Origin of the sequence: Azospirillum sp. TSH20, assembly GCF_003115935.1 — a bacterium.
GTDB lineage: Bacteria > Pseudomonadota > Alphaproteobacteria > Azospirillales > Azospirillaceae > Azospirillum.
In genome coordinates, this window is the sequence record NZ_LGQU01000065.1 from 35407 (window position 1) to 52448 (window position 17042).

The window sequence follows — 17042 nt, forward strand, 5'->3', positions numbered from 1 at the left end:
GGTGGTTCAACCTGCGACGAGCGCGGCCAGAACTTCGGACGCCAGCAGGCTGGGGTTGACCGGCTTGGCGATGACGCGGGTCACGCCCAGCTTGGCGAAGGCGGCGGAGGTCAGCTGGGACGGCACCTTGTCGTCGATGGCCGACAGGATGACCACCGGCATCTCCGGACGCAGGGAACGGGCGGCCTTGATCACCTCGAATCCATCATGGTCCGGCATGATGATGTCGGTCAGGACGAGGTCGAACTTCTGCACATACAGGATGCCGATGGCCTCCGTGGCGCCGGCGCACAGGGTCAGGTCATGACCTTCGCGCGTCAGGATCGCGCGGATCAGGTTGCGCGTGACCGGATCGTCGTCAACCACAAGCAGCTTGGCCATGCCAGTTCCCGTCGCCTCAATATTGCGCGCAGATATAGCCTGAACTTCGGCCTAAGCCAGAGGTCCTAGTCAATAGCACGGGCGCCATTCTGCGTGTCAAAATGTCACGCGGCGTCCAGCCCACGCTGTGAGAAACAGACCGGTTCCGGTCCACCGGCCTTGGAATGCGTTGTCCGTTTGGGGTAGTGTCCGCCCGCACCCCACGGACCAACAACGAGCAGACGCAAGACCGATGTTGCTTCCCAACGCCGTCCGCCGAATTGCCGGGGCCGCCTTTGCCGGTTCTGTCCTCTCCACCCTTCTCGCCGCCGGGCTTTTCGCATCTGGCTTGGCCGCCGCGCCGGCCGCCGCCGCCGACCCGCGCCATCTCGGCACCTTCAAGGACTGGAACGCCTTCGTGTTCGAGGAGAAGGGGCAGAAGGTCTGCTACATCTCCAGCCAGCCCAAGAAGACGGAGCCGAAGGCGAAGCGCGGCGACATCTATACGCTGGTCACCCACCGCCCGGCGGAGAAGGCCCTGGACGTCGTCAGCGTCATCGTCGGCTATCCGTTCAAGAAGGGCAGCGAAGCCGAGGTCAACATCGACGGCAAGGACTTCAAGCTGTTCACCGACGGCGAGACCGCCTGGGCCCGCGATGCCGACGGCGACCGCGCCGTGACCGCGGCGATGCGCGACGGCAAGCAGATGGTGGTGAAGGGCGTGTCCGGCCGCGGCACCAAGACGACCGACACCTACAGCCTGACCGGCGTCGGCCAGGCCTATGACGCCATCAACGAGGCCTGCGGCGTGAAGCGCTGATCGCCACAGCAGTTTACTTGGTCTTTTTCCCCTCGAGTCTTTTGACTCCGCGCGCGCATGGCCCTATGTAGTGGGGCCATGAGCGCCTCCAATCATGCCTCCGCCTTCGTTCCGCCGGCGACCGATGCCGACGGACGCAAGAACCTTGTCGGCCTGTCCCGCGAAGAGCTGGAAGCCGAGATGCTGTCGATCGGCCTGGAAAAGTTCCGGGCGCGCCAGCTCTGGCACTGGATCTATCACCGCGGCTCCACCGATTTCGCCGAGATGACCACGCTGGCCAAGCCGGTGCGGGAAAAGCTGGCCGACGTCTACGTCGTGGCGCGGCCGACCGTCGTGAAGGACCTGAAGTCGGCGGACGGCACCCGCAAATGGCTGCTGCGCATGCCGGACGGGCAGGAGGTGGAGAGCGTCCACATCCCCGAGGAGGATCGCGGCACGCTCTGCGTCTCCTCGCAGGTCGGCTGCACGCTGACCTGCCGCTTCTGCCACACCGGCACGCAGCGTCTGGTGCGCAACCTGGATTCGGCGGAAATCGTGGCGCAGGTGATGCTGGCGCGCGACATGCTGGCCGAATGGCCGGCGCCGCCCGACGGGCGGATGCTGTCGAACATCGTCATGATGGGCATGGGCGAACCGCTGTTCAATTACGACAACGTCGCCAAGGCGCTGAAGATCGTGATGGACGGCGACGGCATCTCGATCTCCAAGCGGCGCATCACGCTGTCGACCTCCGGCGTCGTGCCGATGATGGAGCGCTGCGGCGAGGAGCTGAACGTCAACCTCGCGGTCAGCCTGCATGCGGTGACCGACGAGCTGCGCGACATCATCATGCCCATCAACCGCAAATATCCGCTGCGGGATCTGATGGAGGCCTGCCGCAATTACCCCGGCCTGTCGAACGCCCGGCGCATCACTTTCGAATATGTGATGCTGAAGGGGATCAACGACACGCCGGCCGATGCGCGGGCGCTGGTGAAGCTGCTGGAAGGCATCCCGGCCAAGATCAACCTGATCCCCTTCAACGAATGGCCGGGCGCTCCCTACGAGCGGTCGACCGCGCGGGCGATCCAGGTCTTCGGCGACATCGTCAACAATGCCGGCTACGCCAGCCCTGTCCGCACCCCGCGCGGCGAGGACATCATGGCCGCCTGCGGCCAGTTGAAAAGCGCCAGCCTGCGCCTGACCGCCGCCGAACGCGCCGCCATCGCCAACGTCATCGCCGAGAAGGACGCGGCGCTGGTGTCGTAGAACCTCGGCAGGGCGGCAGGTCGTTTGGGGGAAGGCGGGCATGGACGCAGCGGCGACGGGCAGGGCGACGGGAAGTGGACCGGACGCCCCGATTCCCTGCCGCCTCTGCGGGGCTGACAGCACGCCGACGTTCGAATTGCGTTTGATGGGGCGTCATCCGGCCGGCTTCTTCCAATGCACCGGCTGCGGATCGATGCAGACCGAACAGCCCTATTGGCTGGCGGAAGCCTATACCGACCCTCGCCCGCTGACGGATGTCGGCATCGTCGCCCGCAGCATGGATTTGTCGATGCGGGTGGACCTGATCCTGTCGATGCTCGGTGTCGGCGCCGATGCCGTTTGCCTCGACTGGGCCGGCGGAAACGGCCTGTTCGCAAGGATGATGCGGGACCGCGGCTGGAACGTCTTCCTGCACGAACCCTACACGCCGAATTTCTACGTGCCTTTCCATTCCGCCGAACTGGCCGGGCTGGAGCGGGCGGACGTCGTCACCGCCTTTGAGGTGCTGGAACATCTGCCGGAGCCGGCGCGCGATACGCAGGCATTGTTCGCCTTCGATCCGGACATCCTGATCGTCACGACCGAACTCTACGGCGGGCAGGACCGAAGCTGGTATTATTTCGGCGAGGACAACGGCCAGCATGTGTTCTTCTACAGCCGCAAGGCGCTGGAACTGATCGCCCGCCGCCATGGACGCGGCCTGATAACCGCCGGATCGATGCATTTCCTGCTGCGTGCCAAACCGCGGCACTGCGCCTACGGCATGGCTGAAATCCGCGCGCTGGCCAATCTGCTCGGGGATCCGGATCGCCTGCACGCCGGAATGATGGAGCGGATGTCGGACCACATGCGCCATCCCTTCCGCCATGCTCTGCGCGATCATCAGGACATCCTTGGAAGGCTTCAGGCGGGGGAAAAACCAGCCTGACCGGCGACGCGACCGGATTGCGTCGCCCCCGCCGCCTGTGACAGGGTGGCGGCACTTCCGCCAACCAGACCCGGCCCAAGCATCGGCATGCCCGCCCCCATCGAGGACATCATCGCCAAGGCGATCAAGGACGCCGACAAGTCCTTCTTCAACGAGGATTATGCCAAGCAGGCGAAGGCCGTGACCGTCGCGCTGAAGAAGGCGGGGTACGAGGTGGCGCCGGTGAAGCCGCCGCCGGGGCTGGTCGAATGGGCCAAGGACAACATTCCGTTCGGCCGTCTTCGACCCGCGGAACTGATTACGCAGATGTACTCGATGATGGTCGAGAACGTGCGCCGCTTCGACAAGTAGCGGGGAGCCAGGCGCGGCGGTCCCCGACTGGCCTCATTCGCTGGTAATACCACAGAACCCGAAGGCCGTTTCTTTTCAGCCACTTCCCGCGCTGCGCCAAAATCGTCACACCAGCACTTTCGGCCACCCCCCGCCGTTGACTCGGCTGCTGCGGGAGCGTAATTCATTGCGCCAACCAATAGGACGGGACAGCCGTCCCAAAAGGGCACGCACCACCCAGCCGCCGCGGCAATCGTCATGTTGCGCCGCGTCCGGCCGCGAACAGAGGACGACGCAATGGCAAACGGCAGCGGTCGGCCGCTCTCCCCGCACCTTCAAGTCTACAAACTCCCGTTGACCGCAGTCATGTCCATCACGCACCGCATCACGGGCGTCGGGCTGGCTGTCGGCACGCTTCTGCTGGTCTGGTGGCTGGTCGCCGCCGCCGCCGGTCCGGAGGCGTTTGCGCGCGCGCAGGGCTTCATCGGGTCGTTCTTCGGCCTGCTGCTGATGTTCGGCTGGTCGGCGGCGCTGTACTACCACCTGTGCAACGGCATCCGCCATCTGGTCTGGGACGCCGGCAAGTCGTTCGAACTGACCGATGCCGACCGCAACAACAAGGTCGTCCTCGGCGCGACGGCGGTGCTGACCGTGCTGACCTGGATCGTCGGCTTGGCCGTGTGGTGAGGAGATAAGACATGGCGTCCAATAGCAAGACCCTCCGTTCGCCGCTTCAGGTCGCGCGCGGTCTGGGTTCCGCCAAGCATGGCACCGAACATTGGTGGTCGCAGCGTCTGACCGCGATCGCGCTCGTCCCGCTGACCGTCTGGTTCGTCTTCGGCGTCATCGGCCATCTCGGCGCCGATCACGCCGGGTTCATCACCTGGATGAAGTCGCCCTTCTCGGCCGTCATGATGGTCCTCACCGCCGTGGTCACCTTCCACCACGCCCAGTCCGGGCTGCAGGTGGTCATCGAGGACTACGTGCATGTGGAATGGCAGAAGATGGCGCTGATCATCGGCGTCAAGTTCCTGTCCTTCGCCCTGGCGGCGGCCTGCGTGCTGGCCGTCGTGAAGATCTTCATCGGAGCCTGACGACCATGGCGACCGCCTACAACATCATCGACCACACCTATGACGTCGTCGTCGTCGGCGCCGGCGGCGCCGGTCTGCGCGCCACCTTCGGCATGGCCGAAAAGGGGCTGAAGACCGCCTGCATCACCAAGGTGTTCCCGACCCGCTCCCACACGGTGGCGGCGCAGGGCGGCATCTCGGCCGCGCTCGGCAACATGGGCGAGGACGACTGGCGCTACCACATGTACGACACCGTCAAGGGGTCGGACTGGCTGGGCGACCAGGACGCGATCGAGTACATGTGCCGCGAGGCCATCCCGGCGATCATCGAGCTGGAGCACTACGGCGTGCCCTTCTCGCGCACGCCGGAAGGCAAGATCTACCAGCGCGCCTTCGGCGGCATGACCGCGCAGTACGGCAAGACCCAGGCCTACCGGACCTGCGCCGCCGCCGACCGCACCGGCCACGCCATCCTGCACACCCTCTACCAGCAGTCGCTGAAGCATGAGGCGGAGTTCTTCGTCGAATACTTCGCGCTCGACCTCATCATGGAGGACGGCGTCTGCAAGGGCGTGCTGGCCTGGAACCTGGACGACGGCACGCTGCACCGCTTCCGCGGCCAGATGGTCGTGCTGGCGACCGGCGGCTACGGCCGCGCCTACTTCTCGGCGACCTCGGCCCACACCTGCACTGGCGACGGCGGCGGCATGATCCTGCGCGCCGGCCTGCCCCTGCAGGACATGGAGTTCGTGCAGTTCCACCCGACCGGCATCTACGGCTCCGGCTGCCTCATCACCGAGGGCGTGCGCGGCGAGGGCGGATACCTGACCAACTCCAACGGCGAACGCTTCATGGAGCGCTATGCCCCGTCGGCCAAGGATCTGGCGTCGCGCGACGTCGTGTCCCGCTCGATGACCATCGAGATCCGCGAAGGCCGCGGCGTGGGTGAGCACAAGGACCACATCCACCTGCACCTCGAGCATCTGCCGCCGGAGATCATCCACCAGCGCCTGCCCGGCATTGCCGAGACGGCCAAGATCTTCGCCGGCGTGGACGTGACCAAGGAGCCGATCCCGGTTCTGCCGACCGTCCACTACAACATGGGCGGCATCCCGACCAACGTTCACTGCGAGGTTCTGTCGCCGACCGCAGAGAACCCGGACCAAGTGGTTCCGGGCCTGATGGCGATCGGCGAGGCGGCCTGCGTGTCGGTCCACGGCGCGAACCGCCTGGGCTCCAACTCGCTGCTCGATCTGGTGGTGTTCGGCCGCGCGGCCGCCATCCGCGCCGCCGAGGTCGTCAAGCCGGGCAAGGCCCCGTCGGTCAAGGCCGACAGCTGCGACAAAGCGCTGGAGCGGTTTGACCGCATCCGCAACGCCAAGGGCTCGATCAAGTCGGCCGACCTGCGGCTGGAGATGCAGCGGACGATGCAGAACAACTGCGCCGTCTTCCGCACCGGCGAGGTCCTGGACGAGGGCGTGAAGAAGATCGACGCCGTCTATGCCAAGAAGGGCGAGATGGCGATCTCCGATCGTACGCTGGTCTGGAACTCCGATCTGGTCGAGGCGCTGGAACTGGACAACCTGCTGGGCCAGGCGGTCGCCACCCTGCACTCCGCCCAGAACCGTCCGGAAAGCCGCGGCGCGCATGCCCGCGAGGACTATCCGAACCGCGACGACGAAGGCTGGATGAAGCACACCGTCATCTGGGTCGCGGACAACGGCGAGACGAAGATCGATTACCGCCCGGTCCACATGTACACCCTGACCGACGAGGTCGAGGTCTTCCCGCCCAAGGCCCGCGTGTACTAAGGCCCGCCGGATAAAGGAAATCAGCTATGGTTGAATTCAACCTGCCAGCCAACTCCAAGGTCGGCGTCGGCAAGACCGTCAACGTCGCGAACGGTGCCAAGCGGGCCAAGACCTTCAAGATCTACCGCTGGAACCCGGAGGACGGCCAGAACCCGCGCGTCGACAGCTATGTGGTCGACCTCGACAAGTTCGGGCCGATGATCCTCGACGCGATCATCTACATCAAGAACCAGGTCGACAGCACCCTGACCTTCCGCCGGTCCTGCCGCGAGGGCATCTGCGGGTCGTGCGCGATGAACATCGACGGCACGAACACGCTGGCCTGCCTGAAGGCGATCGACGAGGTTCCGGGCGACGTCAAGATCTACCCGCTGCCGCACATGCCGGTGGTGAAGGATCTGGTCCCCGATCTGAAGCACATCTATGCCCAGCTCGCCTCGATCAAGCCGTGGCTGCAGACCCAGTCGCCGGCCCCGAGCCGCGAGCGCCTGCAGTCGCCGGAGGACCGCGCCAAGCTGGACGGCCTCTACGAGTGCATCCTGTGCTTCTGCTGCTCGACCTCCTGCCCCAGCTACTGGTGGAACGGCGACCGTTACCTCGGCCCGTCGATCCTGCTCCAGGCCTATCGCTGGATCGCCGACAGCCGCGACGAGATGACGGGCGAGCGCCTCGACAACCTCGAGGATCCGTTCCGCCTCTACCGCTGCCACACCATCATGAACTGCACCAAGGCGTGCCCGAAGGGTCTGAACCCCGCCAAGGCCATCGCCGAGATCAAGAAACTGATGGTCGTGCGCCGCTGATTGCGGAGAGTAATCGCGACACGAAGAAAGGCGCCCCTCCGGGGGCGCCTTTTTCGTTTCTGCGGGGTCAGACGAAATCGGGATCGGTCGGCCGCGACGGCGGCAGGTCATTGCCGGGAACCGGGCTGTCGGTGGTGCCGGGGCCGCCGGGATCGGGCAGGTCGGGGTTGTCGGTCCCCGGCAGGTCGACGACCGGAACATCCTCGTGCGGACCGGGGAACGGGTTGGGAGGGGCGGCGCTGAGGCCGGGGGCGTTGATCGGCATGGGATGCTGTCCCTCTGTTGGTTGGTCGCGGTCGTGCGCTCTCCTGTATCAACGGCCGAGTCCGCAATCCGCTCCATCGCACGGGACGATTGCATGCGGACCGGTTGACCGGCGGCGGCGAGGGGGTATGCTCTTCGGGAGATCACCAACGACGACGAACCACGAATGGGCGGTGCCGGCCGGCGGCGCCCAGCGTATGGACACATTTTCTTTCTAGGGAAGGACCAATCATGGGCGGCATGGCAGGCCAGGCGTGGAGTTGGATCCAGGGCGAATGGATGGAGGGCAATCCGCCAATCGTCGGACCGCTGTCCCACACGCTGTGGCTCTCTTCGACGGTCTTCGACGGCGCTCGCGCCTTCCAGGGCGTGGCCCCCGACCTCGACCTGCATTGCGCCCGCGCCATCCGCTCCGCCCAGGTGATGGGGCTGGAGCCGATGGTCACCGCCGGCGAGATCGAGGAGCTGTGCTGGGACGGCATCCGCCGCTTCCCGAAAGAGGCGGAACTGTACATCCGCCCGATGTTTTACGCCGATGACGGCTTCGTCGCCCCGGCGCCGGAGAGCACGCGCTTCGTCCTGTCGATCTACGAGGACCCGCTGCCGCAGCCGACCGGCTTCGCCGCCTGCATCTCCACCCGCCGCCGTCCGATCCCGACCATGGCCCCGACCGAGGCCAAGGCCGCCTGCCTGTATCCCAACGCCGGCATGGCGCTGACCGAGGCGCGCAAGCGCGGCTTCCAGAACGCCATCATGCTGGATGTCATCGGCAATGTGGCGGAGTTCGCCACCTCGAACATCTTCATCGCCAAGGACGGCGTGGTGCGCACCCCGGTGCCGAACGGTTGCTTCCTGAACGGCATCACCCGCCAGCGCATCATCGCCCTGCTGCGCAACGACGGCGTGACGGTGGAGGAATGCACCCTGACGCCAAAGGATCTGCTTGAGGCCGACGAGGTCTTCTCCACCGGCAACCACGCCAAATGCGTGCCGGTGACCAAGGTGGAAGACCGCAGCTTCGCGGCCGGTCCGATCTTCCAGCGGGCGCGGGCGCTCTATTGGGAATACGCGTTCCGCTGATCGAGCAGAGCCACTGCCGCCCGGCGGTGATGGGCCAGCGTGACGGCCAAGCGGGCCAGCCACGTATCGGTCGTGCAGGCGGTCGCGGTCAATGCGCCGCGACGCCGGGCGGATGCGAGGCGCGCTTCGGCCGCGAGATCGGTGTGCAGGCGGAGCGTTGCGGCGCGTTTGACGGCGTTGGCGCGGGCCGCGCCGCCGAGCAGGGCGGTGCGAAGTTCGGGCTTCGGTGTCGGGCCGTCATGGGTGCGGTGAAGGCTGTCCAGGCGGGCGGCACGGTCCATGGGATGGGACGGTAGCGCCTGCCTGGATAGCAGTAAAGGGAAATTTTCCTAGGATCGTGCGCCGGGCCGGAAGGTGTTTTCCCTCACCCTCACTGGCTCGCCCAGATGATCCGCGCCATCCAGGCGACGTCCGACAGCGGGATGCTGCGGTCGGGGTGGGCGCGGTTGATCGACAGCAGTTCGATCTTGGTCGCCGTCTCGCGGATCAGTTGCTTGGCCATCACCTCGCCGCCCTTGGTGCGGACGACGACGCGGTCGTTGCGACGGATCTGCGCGGCGGGCGAGACGATGATGGTGTCGCCGTCGCGATAGACCGGCTCCATGCTGTCACCGGAGATCTCCAGCGCATAAGCGTGAGGGTCGCCCAGGCTGGGGAACAGCAGTTCGTCCCAGCCGCTGCCGGCGGGAAAGCCGGCGTCGTCGAAATAGCCGGCCGATCCGGCCTGGGCATAGCCGATCACCGGAACCCGCTGCAGCGGGGCGGTGCCGGCGCCGTCGCCGACCAGCGACACGAATTCCGACAGCGACGCGCCGGTGGCGTCCAGCACCTTGGAGATGCTTTCCGTCGAGGGCCAACGCAGCTTGCCGTCGTTGGTCGTGCGCTTGCTCTTGTTGAAGGTCGTCGGGTCCAGTCCGGCGCGCCGCGCCAGCCCGGAGGCGGAGAGCCCGTGCTGCGCCGCAAGACGGTCGATGGCCCGCCAGATGTCCGTGTGTTTCAGCATGGGACGATAATCTCATAAAGCGGCGACAGCGTCCCTAGGAACTTTTTCATAAACCTGTTGACCGCGCGCATTGAGCGGAACATAACGCAAACAGATGGCGCGGCCACAACCCAGGCCCGGCGCCCGCTCTTTCAAAAATCCGAAGCCGCAAGGAGACCAGCATGCTGAGTCCGGCCGCCCCCGTTTTGTCCGCCGCCCGCCTGTCCCAGATCGTGCCCTTGAAGGCGGAACCTTACAGTGTCGACGGCGAACCCTTCGCCGACGCGGAAGAGGCGTGGTTCTGGGCGGTGCAGGCGCATGACGCCAAGGCGGCGGGCGCGCGGGTGGTCGCCGGCTGCGGGCAGGTGGCGCGGCCCTGCGAGCCGCAGGACGTTCTGCGGGTGGTCGACCGCCTGTTTCGAATGCGCAAGCTGATGCGCGACCATCTGCATGTCATGGTCCATTACGGCCGCCGCCAGAATGCGCCGGAGCCGGATCGCTTCCGCGAACAGCGCGCCCATTCCCTGTGGACCGAGGCTTTCGCCGTCATTGCCCCCGCCCTGCGCGAGAAGGGCATTGTCCGGGGCATCGCCCGATGACCGCCACTCCCTGGACGGCGGCCTGGGTGGTCTATCGCGGGGAGGCGCCGCTGTGGTGGCTGCGTCTGCTGAAGCCGGGATTCCGCCATTGCCTGGCGTTGCTGACCGACGGGCGGCGCTGGGTGGCGGTCGATCCGCTGGCGGGCTTCACCGACTTGGCCGTGTTGGACCTGCCGGCCGGGTTCGACCTGCCGGGCTGGTACCGCGCCCAGGGGCTGACGGTGGATTCCGCGCCGCTGCGCCGCCCGGCCGGCCCCGCCCCCTGGGGCCCCTTCACCTGCGTCGAGGCGGTCAAGCGCCTGATCGGGCTGCGCGCCCGCCGGGTGCTGACCCCCTGGCAACTGCACCGCCACCTGACCGGAGGAAACCGCGAATGCCCGCATCCGCAGCCGTGAAACCGCCCGCCCGCCGGAAGGGCGACCTATCGGAACCGGAAGCCCTGCTGGACCGCTACCGCGCCGCCCGCGAACGGCGCACCGTGTGGGAAAGCCACTGGCAGAACTGCTACGACCATGCGCTGCCCAACGGCCGGCCCTTCCGCGGCGGCGGCACGCCGGGCGAGCGCCGGGTCGACCGCCTGTTCGACGGCACCGCGCCCGATGCGGTGGAGCAACTGGCCGCCAGCCTTTTGTCGGAACTGACGCCGCCCTGGTCGCGCTGGTTCGGCTTTCAGCCCGGCCCCACCCTGACTGGAGCGGAGCGCGATCGCGTCGCCCCGCTGCTCGACCGCGCCGCCGGCATCGTCCAGGCCCATTTCGACCGCTCCAACTTCGCGGTGGAGATCCATCAGGCCTTCCTCGACCTCGTCACCGTCGGCACCGCCAGCCTGCTGATGGAGGAGGCCGCCCCCGGCGCGCCGTCCAGCCTGCGCTTCACCGCCGTGCCGCTGGCCGAAGCGGTGCTGGAGGAGGGGCCGGAGGGCCGGCTGGACGCCACCTTCCGCCGCAGCGAGGCGACGCTGGCCCAGATCCTCCAGCGCTTTCCCGGAGCCGACCTGCCCGACGAACTGCGCAAGCAGGCGGCCGAGAATCCCGACAGCCGCTTCCCCCTGGTCGAGGCGGTGCTGCCCGACGGTGCGGCCTATCGCTGGGGCGTGGTGCTGGACAGCGGGCTGGCCGAACCGTCCTGGCTGGCGCAGGGGCGCTTCGCCCAGTCGCCCTTCGTCAATTTCCGCTGGCTGAAGGCGCCGGGCGAGACCTATGGCCGCTCGCCGGTGATGAAGGCGCTGCCCGACATCAAGACCGCCAACAAGGTGGTGGAACTGGTGCTGAAGAACGCCTCCATCGCCGTCACCGGCATCTGGCAGGCGGACGATGACGGGGTGCTGAACCCCACCACCATCCGGCTGGTGCCCGGCACCATCATCCCGAAGGCGGTGGGATCGGCCGGGCTGACGCCGCTGGCCAATCCCGGCCGGTTCGACGTGTCGCAGCTGGTGCTGGACGATCTGCGCGGCCGCATCCGTCACGCTCTGCTGGTCGACCGGCTGGGGCCGGTGGAGTCGGCGCGGATGACCGCGACCGAGGTGCTGGAACGCTCCGTCGAGATGGCGCGGCTGCTCGGCGCCACCTATGGCCGGCTGCAGGCGGAGCTGATGACGCCGCTGGTGCTGCGGGCGGTGTCGATTCTGCGCCGGCGCGGCGAGATCCCCGACATCACCGTCGATGGCCGGCTGGTCGAATTGCAGCACCGCTCCCCGCTCGCCCAGGCGCAGGCCCAGCGCGACGTTCAGGCGGCGTTGCGCTGGCTGGACAGCGTCAAGGCGCTGGGGCCGGAGGCGGAGGCGACGGTGGACGCGGCGGCGACCGCCCATTGGCTCGGCGAGGCCTTCGGCGTGCCGGCCAAGCTGATGCGGGCGGAGGTCGCCGCACCTGCGGCCACCCCTGTTGTTGCCCCTCCGCCTTCGCCGGCATCCCCCGTGGCGACGGCCGATGCCGGAACCTCCAATGGCTGAGCGCACGACCGGCGAACAGGCCGGCTGGGACTGGCTGGAGGCTTCGCCCTCCGCCGGTCCGGACCCCGCCACGGCGACCGACGCCGATCCGGCGCCCAGCTTCGCCCGCTGCTTCGCCGGGGGTGACGGCTTGCGGGTTCTGGCGATGCTGCGGGCGATGACGCTCGACCGCGCGCTTGGTCCCGACGCGCCGGAAGCGGCGCTGCGCCACCTCGAAGGACAGCGCCAGCTGGTCGCCACCATCCTCGCGCTGGTCGCGCGCGGGCGGGCGGGCTGACCGGCGGTGCTGCCGCTCTCCTCTTTCCCTTCCCTGCAGGAGTTGATGATGGCCGACACTCTGCTGACCGAATCCGCCGCGATCGATGGCGCTCCGCCGCTGCCGATCCCGGAGAAGTTCCGCGATCCCAAGACCGGCGCCCTGCGCGTCGAGGCTCTTCTGAAATCCTATCTGGAGCTGGAACGCCGTCTGTCGTCGCAGGGGCGGTCCGGGCAGACGCCGCCGGACGCTGCAACCGAGTCGGTCCCCGCAGCCGCTCCCTTCGATCCGGCCAGCCTCGACCCGGCGCAGCTTCGCCGGCTGCTGGGCGCGCCGGAGACACCGGACGGCTACAGCATCGCCTGCGACCATGGCCTGTTCCAGCCCGATCCGGAGATCAACGGCCGCCTGCACGAGGCTGGCTATACCCCGAACCAGGCGCAGCTTCTCTACGATCTCGCCGCCGAGCGGATGATCCCGCTGATCCAGACCATGGCCGCCGAGTTCCAGGCCGAACGCGAGGTCGAGCGGCTGGTCGCCCGCTTCGGCGGCGAGGAGCGTTGGCGTGAGGTGTCGCGGCAATTGCTGGCCTGGGCCGGCAAGACCCTGCCGCCGGCCGCGGTGGAAGGGCTGGCGACCACCTACGAAGGTGTCATGGCGCTCTACGCGATGATGACCGGCAGCGAGCCCGCCGCCCTGTCGATGGCGGGCAACCGCCCGGCCGGCGGCGAGGGCGAGGCCGAACTGCGCACCCTGATGCGCGACCCGCGCTATTGGCGGGACCGCGATCCGGCCGTGATCGCCCGCGTCACCGAAGGGTTCCAGCGCCTCTACCCCAGCCAGCGCTGAATTGAACCGTCGTCGGCCGCCATCCCCGCCAGCACAAGGCGAGTGGCGGCCGACACCAAGTGCGCCGACAGGGACAAAGCGCCGCAGCATGCAACCTTCGTATAGGTTGGACAGGCATCTGTTGCGCGTGCGAAGAAAAATTGCATTGCACGGCTGAAACGAAGCCGTCACTTTTCCCTCTGCATGACTAACCGTCCGTTTACCGAACGGACAAGAGAGCGACGCCGGGCCCGATGACGCTGCGCCGCAAGATTCGCTGGCTGACCTGGATCGGCCTGATCGGCTGCCTGATGGCGGCGATTCCCGCGCTCTACCTGCTGCGGCAGGGCATGATCGCCGAGCGGGGGCAGGTCGCTGCCGCCCTGGTCGATTCGGCGGGCGTGCTGCTGCGCGATCTGGAACGGTCGGCGTCCTCCGGCGCGATCTCCGGCGACGAGGCGCGCGACCGCGCGCGAACGGCCTTGCAGGCGCTGTCCGCCAAGCCCTTTCATGTCAGGATTTTCACGGACGGCATCGTTCCGCCGGGCTGGCCGGCCATCGACCGCGCAGTGACGGCGCAGGGACGGTTCGAGCCTTGGGGCTGGGCCATCGCCACCGCCGGCGACATCGGCGACCTCGACCGAGATTTCCTGATCGAGGCGTCGGGTTTTCTGCTGTTCCTGGCGGCCTTGCTGGTGCTGAGCTGGCCGGGGTCGCGCTTCCTGTCGCAGCATGTCGTCGGGCCCCTGGAAGCGCTGTCCGATCGCATGCGCCTGCTGACGGAGGGGCGGACCGACATCGACATTCCCGGCTGCGACCGCCGCGACGAATTCGGCGCGATGGCCCGCGCCATGGAGTTCTTCCGCCGCGCCGCCATCGCCCTGATCGAGCGGGACGAGCGGCTGGCCGGCATCATGAACAATGTCGGCGAGGCGATCCTGCTGGTCGACGCCCGCGGACGGATCGAGGAGTACAACCCCGCCGCGGTGGCGCTGTTCGGCGTGCCTGCCGGGGATCCTGCCGGGGATCTGCGCGGCCGGCCGCTGTCCGCGCTGTTCGCCGCCGCCGACCGTGCGCGGATCGATGCGCTGCTGGCCGGCATGGCCGCGGAGGCGGACGTTCCGGAGCCGGTGCGAGAAGAGGCGCTGGGGATCGAACGCGCGGGAAGCGGCGAACGGATCGACGCCTCGCTCAGCGTCTCGCCGCTGGTGGTGCAGGGGCGGCGCGGCTTCGTCTGCGCGCTGGCCGACGTGACCGAACGGCTGCGCCATGAACGCGAGCTGATGCGTCTGGCCACCCGCGACCGGCTGACCGGCCTGCCCAACCGCGCGATGATCGAATCGCTGCTGGAGGCGGCGGTGGAGCGCAGCCGACGCTACCGCCGCCCCTTCGCCGTACTGTGCCTCGACCTGTCGCGCTTCAAGCTGATCACCGACACGCTGGGCCATCAGGCCGGCGACGCGCTGCTGCAGGAGGTGGCGCGGCGGATCGTCGCCTCGGTGCGCGCCGCCGATCTGGTCGGCCGCATCGGCACCGACGATTTCGCCGTCGTGCTGGAGGAGATCCGCGACGCCGACGAGGCGGCGGCGATCGCCGGGCGCATCCTGGACGCCTTCGACGCGCCGGTCACCCTGCCGGGCTGCGAGCATTACGTCCGTCCGGCGGTCGGCATCGCCGTCTATCCGACCGACCTCGCCGGGGAAGGGGCCGCCGAGGGGCGTTGGGATGGCGACGACCCGCAGGCGCTTCTGCGCTCGGCCGAAACGGCGCTCTATGCCGCCAAGCGGATGGGTGGGCGCCGCCATGCCTTCTTCCGTCCCGAACTTGCAGAACAGGCGCGGCGCCAGCTGGCGCTGGATGGCGATCTGCGGGCGGCGCTGGCGCTGAAGCAATTCCGCCTGCATTACCAGCCCAAGGTGTCGCTGATCGACTACTCGCTGGAAGGCTTCGAGGCACTGCTGCGCTGGGAGAAGCCGGGGAACGGCACGGAGCGGGGAATCATGATCCCGCCCGGCGAGTTCATTCCGGTGGCGGAGGAGACCGGCTTCATCGTGCCGCTGGGCGATTGGGTGCTGGACGAGGCCTGCCGGCAGATGCGCGAATGGCTGGATGCGGGGATGGAGCCGGTGCCGGTCGCCGTCAACATCTCGCCCAAGCATCTGCGCAACCGCAGCGCCGAGGATTTCCAGCGCATCATCGACCGCCACGGCCTGCCGCCCGGCCTGATCGAACTGGAGATCACCGAGGGCGCGGTGATGCAGGACATCGACCATGCGCTGGCCGTGCTGGCGGCGCTGAAGGCGATGGGCATCCGGGTGGCGGTGGACGATTTCGGCACTGGCCATTCGTCCTTGAGCTATCTGAAGCGGCTGCCGATCACCACGCTGAAGATCGACCGCTCCTTCATCAACGGCGTGCCGAACGAGCGCGAGGATGCCGGCATCGTCTCCACCATCATCGCCATGGCCGACATGCTGGGCCTGCATGTGGTGGCCGAAGGGGTGGAGAAGACGGAGCAGGCCAATTTCCTGCGCCACCACAACTGCACCCAGGTCCAGGGCTGGCTGACCGGCCGCCCGGTGCCGGCCGAGGCCGCCTGCCGCCTGTTGATGGAGCGGCTGCGTCAGGCGGCGCTAGGGGCCGCCTGACGCGCCCCCCGAAGCCGGGCCAGAAGCCGGGACCGCCTTCCGCCGCGGGCGGGGAACCATCAGTTCGACCAGCGTGACCGGACGGAAATTCCAGACATCGACGCCGACGTCGATCTGCCGGGGCTGCGGCTTCAACTGGCCATGGCTGTGGCCGTGCAGGTTCAGCGCCCTGCGGTGCATGCCGTTCCAGGTGCGGAAGGCGTAATGGCACATCACCAGGTCAACGCCGTCCAGCGTCAGCTCGGCGTAATGACCGACGCTGGCCCAACCGGGGAGCGCCAGCGTCGCCGGGCCGTCGTTGTTGCCGGCGATCAGATGCTTGGTGCCGTTCAGCCGGCCGAGCAGGGCGGCCATGGCGTCGGGCTTCATGTGCAGGGCGAAGTCGCCGAGGTGCCAGACCTCGTCGTCGGGGCCGACGGTGGCGTTCCAGTTCGCCTCCATCGCCGCGTCCATCTCTGCGGTGGACTCGAATGGGCGGCGGAAACGGCCGCGGGCGCCGCCATGGCCGAAATGGGTGTCGGAGGTGAAGTATACGGTCATCGACCGGTCAACGCCGGCGCGCCGCGGGCTGTTCCCGTACCGGGATCCCGCGGCAGCTGCGCCGGCCACCCTATGCTCAGTGCTTGTGGTCGTCCGCCGCCGGGTCGAGGAAGCGGTGCAGGTGGACGATGTAATAGCGGGTGTGGGCATCGTCGATGGTCTGGCCGGTGGCACCGCGCCATGCCTTGTAGGCGTCCTCATAGCTCGGGAAGATGCCGACGATGTGCAGCTTCGACGGATCGACGAACTGGTCCGTGTCCGGACGCACGAGTTCGCCGCCGAACACGAGATGGAGGAGCTGTTTGTCAGGCATGACCTTTGTCCTTGTAGCCGGGAGTGATTGAGGAGTTATGGCTGTCTTTGCGCCGGCGAGCCGGCTGATGCGTCGCATTCTCATATCCGCCGTCCGGGCGGCGCTTCAAGCCTGTTGACAGGTCCACCGACCTTTGCCACCACGGAACCGCGGCGTTTTCAGGATCAGCATAAAGAATCCGTCCATTTGCCGCAGATGACGGACG

The 17042-nt window shown here is 67.8% G+C and carries 21 protein-coding genes; 15 read left to right on the forward strand and 6 right to left on the reverse strand.

The genetic code is table 11. The features are described 5' to 3' along the window. Positions 1–6: 6 nt before the first annotated feature. Entirely contained in the window at positions 7–381 is a 375-nt protein-coding gene (locus TSH20_RS18510; protein ID WP_109076094.1) for a response regulator, read from the reverse strand. Positions 382–613: 232 nt separating this feature from the next. Between TSH20_RS18510 and TSH20_RS18515 the strand changes: the two genes are divergently transcribed. The 8 genes from TSH20_RS18515 (at position 614) to TSH20_RS18550 (ending at position 7373) form a co-directional block, all read left to right on the forward strand. Beyond that, positions 614–1180 (forward strand): invasion associated locus B family protein, encoded by a 567-nt coding sequence (locus TSH20_RS18515; RefSeq protein WP_109076095.1) that lies wholly within the window; start codon positions 614–616, stop codon positions 1178–1180. A 78-nt stretch (positions 1181–1258) separates the two neighbouring features. Further along, positions 1259–2428, forward strand: coding sequence for a 23S rRNA (adenine(2503)-C(2))-methyltransferase RlmN (gene rlmN, locus TSH20_RS18520; RefSeq protein ID WP_109076096.1), 1170 nt, complete (start codon positions 1259–1261; stop codon positions 2426–2428). A gap of 145 nt (positions 2429–2573) precedes the next feature. Continuing rightward, positions 2574–3356: a methyltransferase domain-containing protein gene (locus TSH20_RS18525; RefSeq protein WP_158282015.1), complete on the forward strand. Its 783-nt coding sequence runs from the start codon at positions 2574–2576 to the stop codon at positions 3354–3356. An 87-nt stretch (positions 3357–3443) separates the two neighbouring features. Continuing rightward, on the forward strand, positions 3444–3707 hold the full coding sequence (locus TSH20_RS18530) for a hypothetical protein (RefSeq protein ID WP_109076098.1): 264 nt from the start codon (positions 3444–3446) through the stop codon (positions 3705–3707). Between the two features lie 276 nt (positions 3708–3983). After that, a complete protein-coding gene (sdhC, locus tag TSH20_RS18535) occupies positions 3984–4373 on the forward strand; it encodes a succinate dehydrogenase, cytochrome b556 subunit (protein WP_098738833.1) in 390 nt (129 codons plus the stop codon). 11 nt (positions 4374–4384) lie between these two features. Then, positions 4385–4780, forward strand: a complete 396-nt coding sequence (gene sdhD / locus TSH20_RS18540; protein WP_109076099.1) for a succinate dehydrogenase, hydrophobic membrane anchor protein — start codon at positions 4385–4387, stop codon at positions 4778–4780. Positions 4781–4785: 5 nt separating this feature from the next. Then, a complete protein-coding gene (gene sdhA / locus TSH20_RS18545; protein WP_109076100.1) occupies positions 4786–6570 on the forward strand; it encodes a succinate dehydrogenase flavoprotein subunit in 1785 nt (594 codons plus the stop codon). Between the two features lie 26 nt (positions 6571–6596). Next, a complete protein-coding gene (locus TSH20_RS18550; RefSeq protein ID WP_085090448.1) occupies positions 6597–7373 on the forward strand; it encodes a succinate dehydrogenase iron-sulfur subunit in 777 nt (258 codons plus the stop codon). 67 nt (positions 7374–7440) lie between these two features. Here TSH20_RS18550 and TSH20_RS18555 read toward each other — a convergent pair whose 3' ends face one another. Further along, complete coding sequence (locus TSH20_RS18555) at positions 7441–7638, reverse strand: hypothetical protein (protein WP_109076101.1); 198 nt, start codon at positions 7636–7638, stop codon at positions 7441–7443. 230 nt (positions 7639–7868) lie between these two features. On the opposite strand from TSH20_RS18555, the gene TSH20_RS18560 reads away from it, so the two are divergent. Then, entirely contained in the window at positions 7869–8717 is an 849-nt protein-coding gene (locus TSH20_RS18560; RefSeq protein WP_109076102.1) for a branched-chain amino acid aminotransferase, read from the forward strand. On the opposite strand, the gene TSH20_RS18565 is transcribed toward TSH20_RS18560, so the two are convergent. Both TSH20_RS18565 and TSH20_RS18570 read right to left on the reverse strand, forming a co-directional pair. Then, a complete protein-coding gene (locus tag TSH20_RS18565) occupies positions 8693–8998 on the reverse strand; it encodes a hypothetical protein (protein WP_109076103.1) in 306 nt (101 codons plus the stop codon). The genes TSH20_RS18560 and TSH20_RS18565 overlap by 25 nt on opposite strands. 89 nt (positions 8999–9087) lie before the next feature. Beyond that, on the reverse strand, positions 9088–9720 hold the full coding sequence (locus tag TSH20_RS18570; RefSeq protein ID WP_109076104.1) for a helix-turn-helix transcriptional regulator: 633 nt from the start codon (positions 9718–9720) through the stop codon (positions 9088–9090). A gap of 161 nt (positions 9721–9881) precedes the next feature. Here TSH20_RS18570 and TSH20_RS18575 point away from each other — a divergent pair, with 161 nt between their 5' ends. The 6 genes from TSH20_RS18575 to TSH20_RS18600 all read left to right on the forward strand — a co-directional run bounded on the left by TSH20_RS18575 (position 9882) and on the right by TSH20_RS18600 (position 15984). Continuing rightward, positions 9882–10298, forward strand: coding sequence for a hypothetical protein (locus TSH20_RS18575; RefSeq protein WP_109076105.1), 417 nt, complete (start codon positions 9882–9884; stop codon positions 10296–10298). Continuing rightward, the gene (locus TSH20_RS18580) at positions 10295–10693 is read left to right on the forward strand and encodes a hypothetical protein (RefSeq protein ID WP_109076106.1); all 399 of its coding nucleotides are present in this window, start codon (positions 10295–10297) and stop codon (positions 10691–10693) included. The genes TSH20_RS18575 and TSH20_RS18580 overlap by 4 nt, the downstream gene beginning before the upstream one ends. Beyond that, on the forward strand, positions 10672–12252 hold the full coding sequence (locus TSH20_RS18585) for a portal protein (protein WP_109076107.1): 1581 nt from the start codon (positions 10672–10674) through the stop codon (positions 12250–12252). Before TSH20_RS18580 ends, TSH20_RS18585 begins: the two co-directional genes overlap by 22 nt. Next, entirely contained in the window at positions 12245–12529 is a 285-nt protein-coding gene (locus TSH20_RS18590) for a hypothetical protein (protein ID WP_247871261.1), read from the forward strand. Before TSH20_RS18585 ends, TSH20_RS18590 begins: the two co-directional genes overlap by 8 nt. A 45-nt stretch (positions 12530–12574) precedes the next feature. After that, positions 12575–13357 (forward strand): hypothetical protein, encoded by a 783-nt coding sequence (locus TSH20_RS18595; RefSeq protein WP_247874487.1) that lies wholly within the window; start codon positions 12575–12577, stop codon positions 13355–13357. A gap of 233 nt (positions 13358–13590) precedes the next feature. Continuing rightward, positions 13591–15984, forward strand: a complete 2394-nt coding sequence (locus TSH20_RS18600) for an EAL domain-containing protein (protein ID WP_109076109.1) — start codon at positions 13591–13593, stop codon at positions 15982–15984. On the opposite strand, the gene TSH20_RS18605 is transcribed toward TSH20_RS18600, so the two are convergent. Beyond that, positions 15970–16524 carry a metallophosphoesterase family protein gene (locus TSH20_RS18605; RefSeq protein WP_109076110.1) on the reverse strand — a complete coding sequence of 185 codons (555 nt, stop codon included), beginning with the start codon at positions 16522–16524 and terminating at the stop codon, positions 15970–15972. The two genes, TSH20_RS18600 and TSH20_RS18605, sit on opposite strands and share 15 nt — an antisense overlap. A 76-nt stretch (positions 16525–16600) precedes the next feature. Then, the gene (locus TSH20_RS18610) at positions 16601–16837 is read right to left on the reverse strand and encodes a DUF4170 domain-containing protein (protein WP_085090438.1); all 237 of its coding nucleotides are present in this window, start codon (positions 16835–16837) and stop codon (positions 16601–16603) included. Positions 16838–17042: the final 205 nt, after the last annotated feature.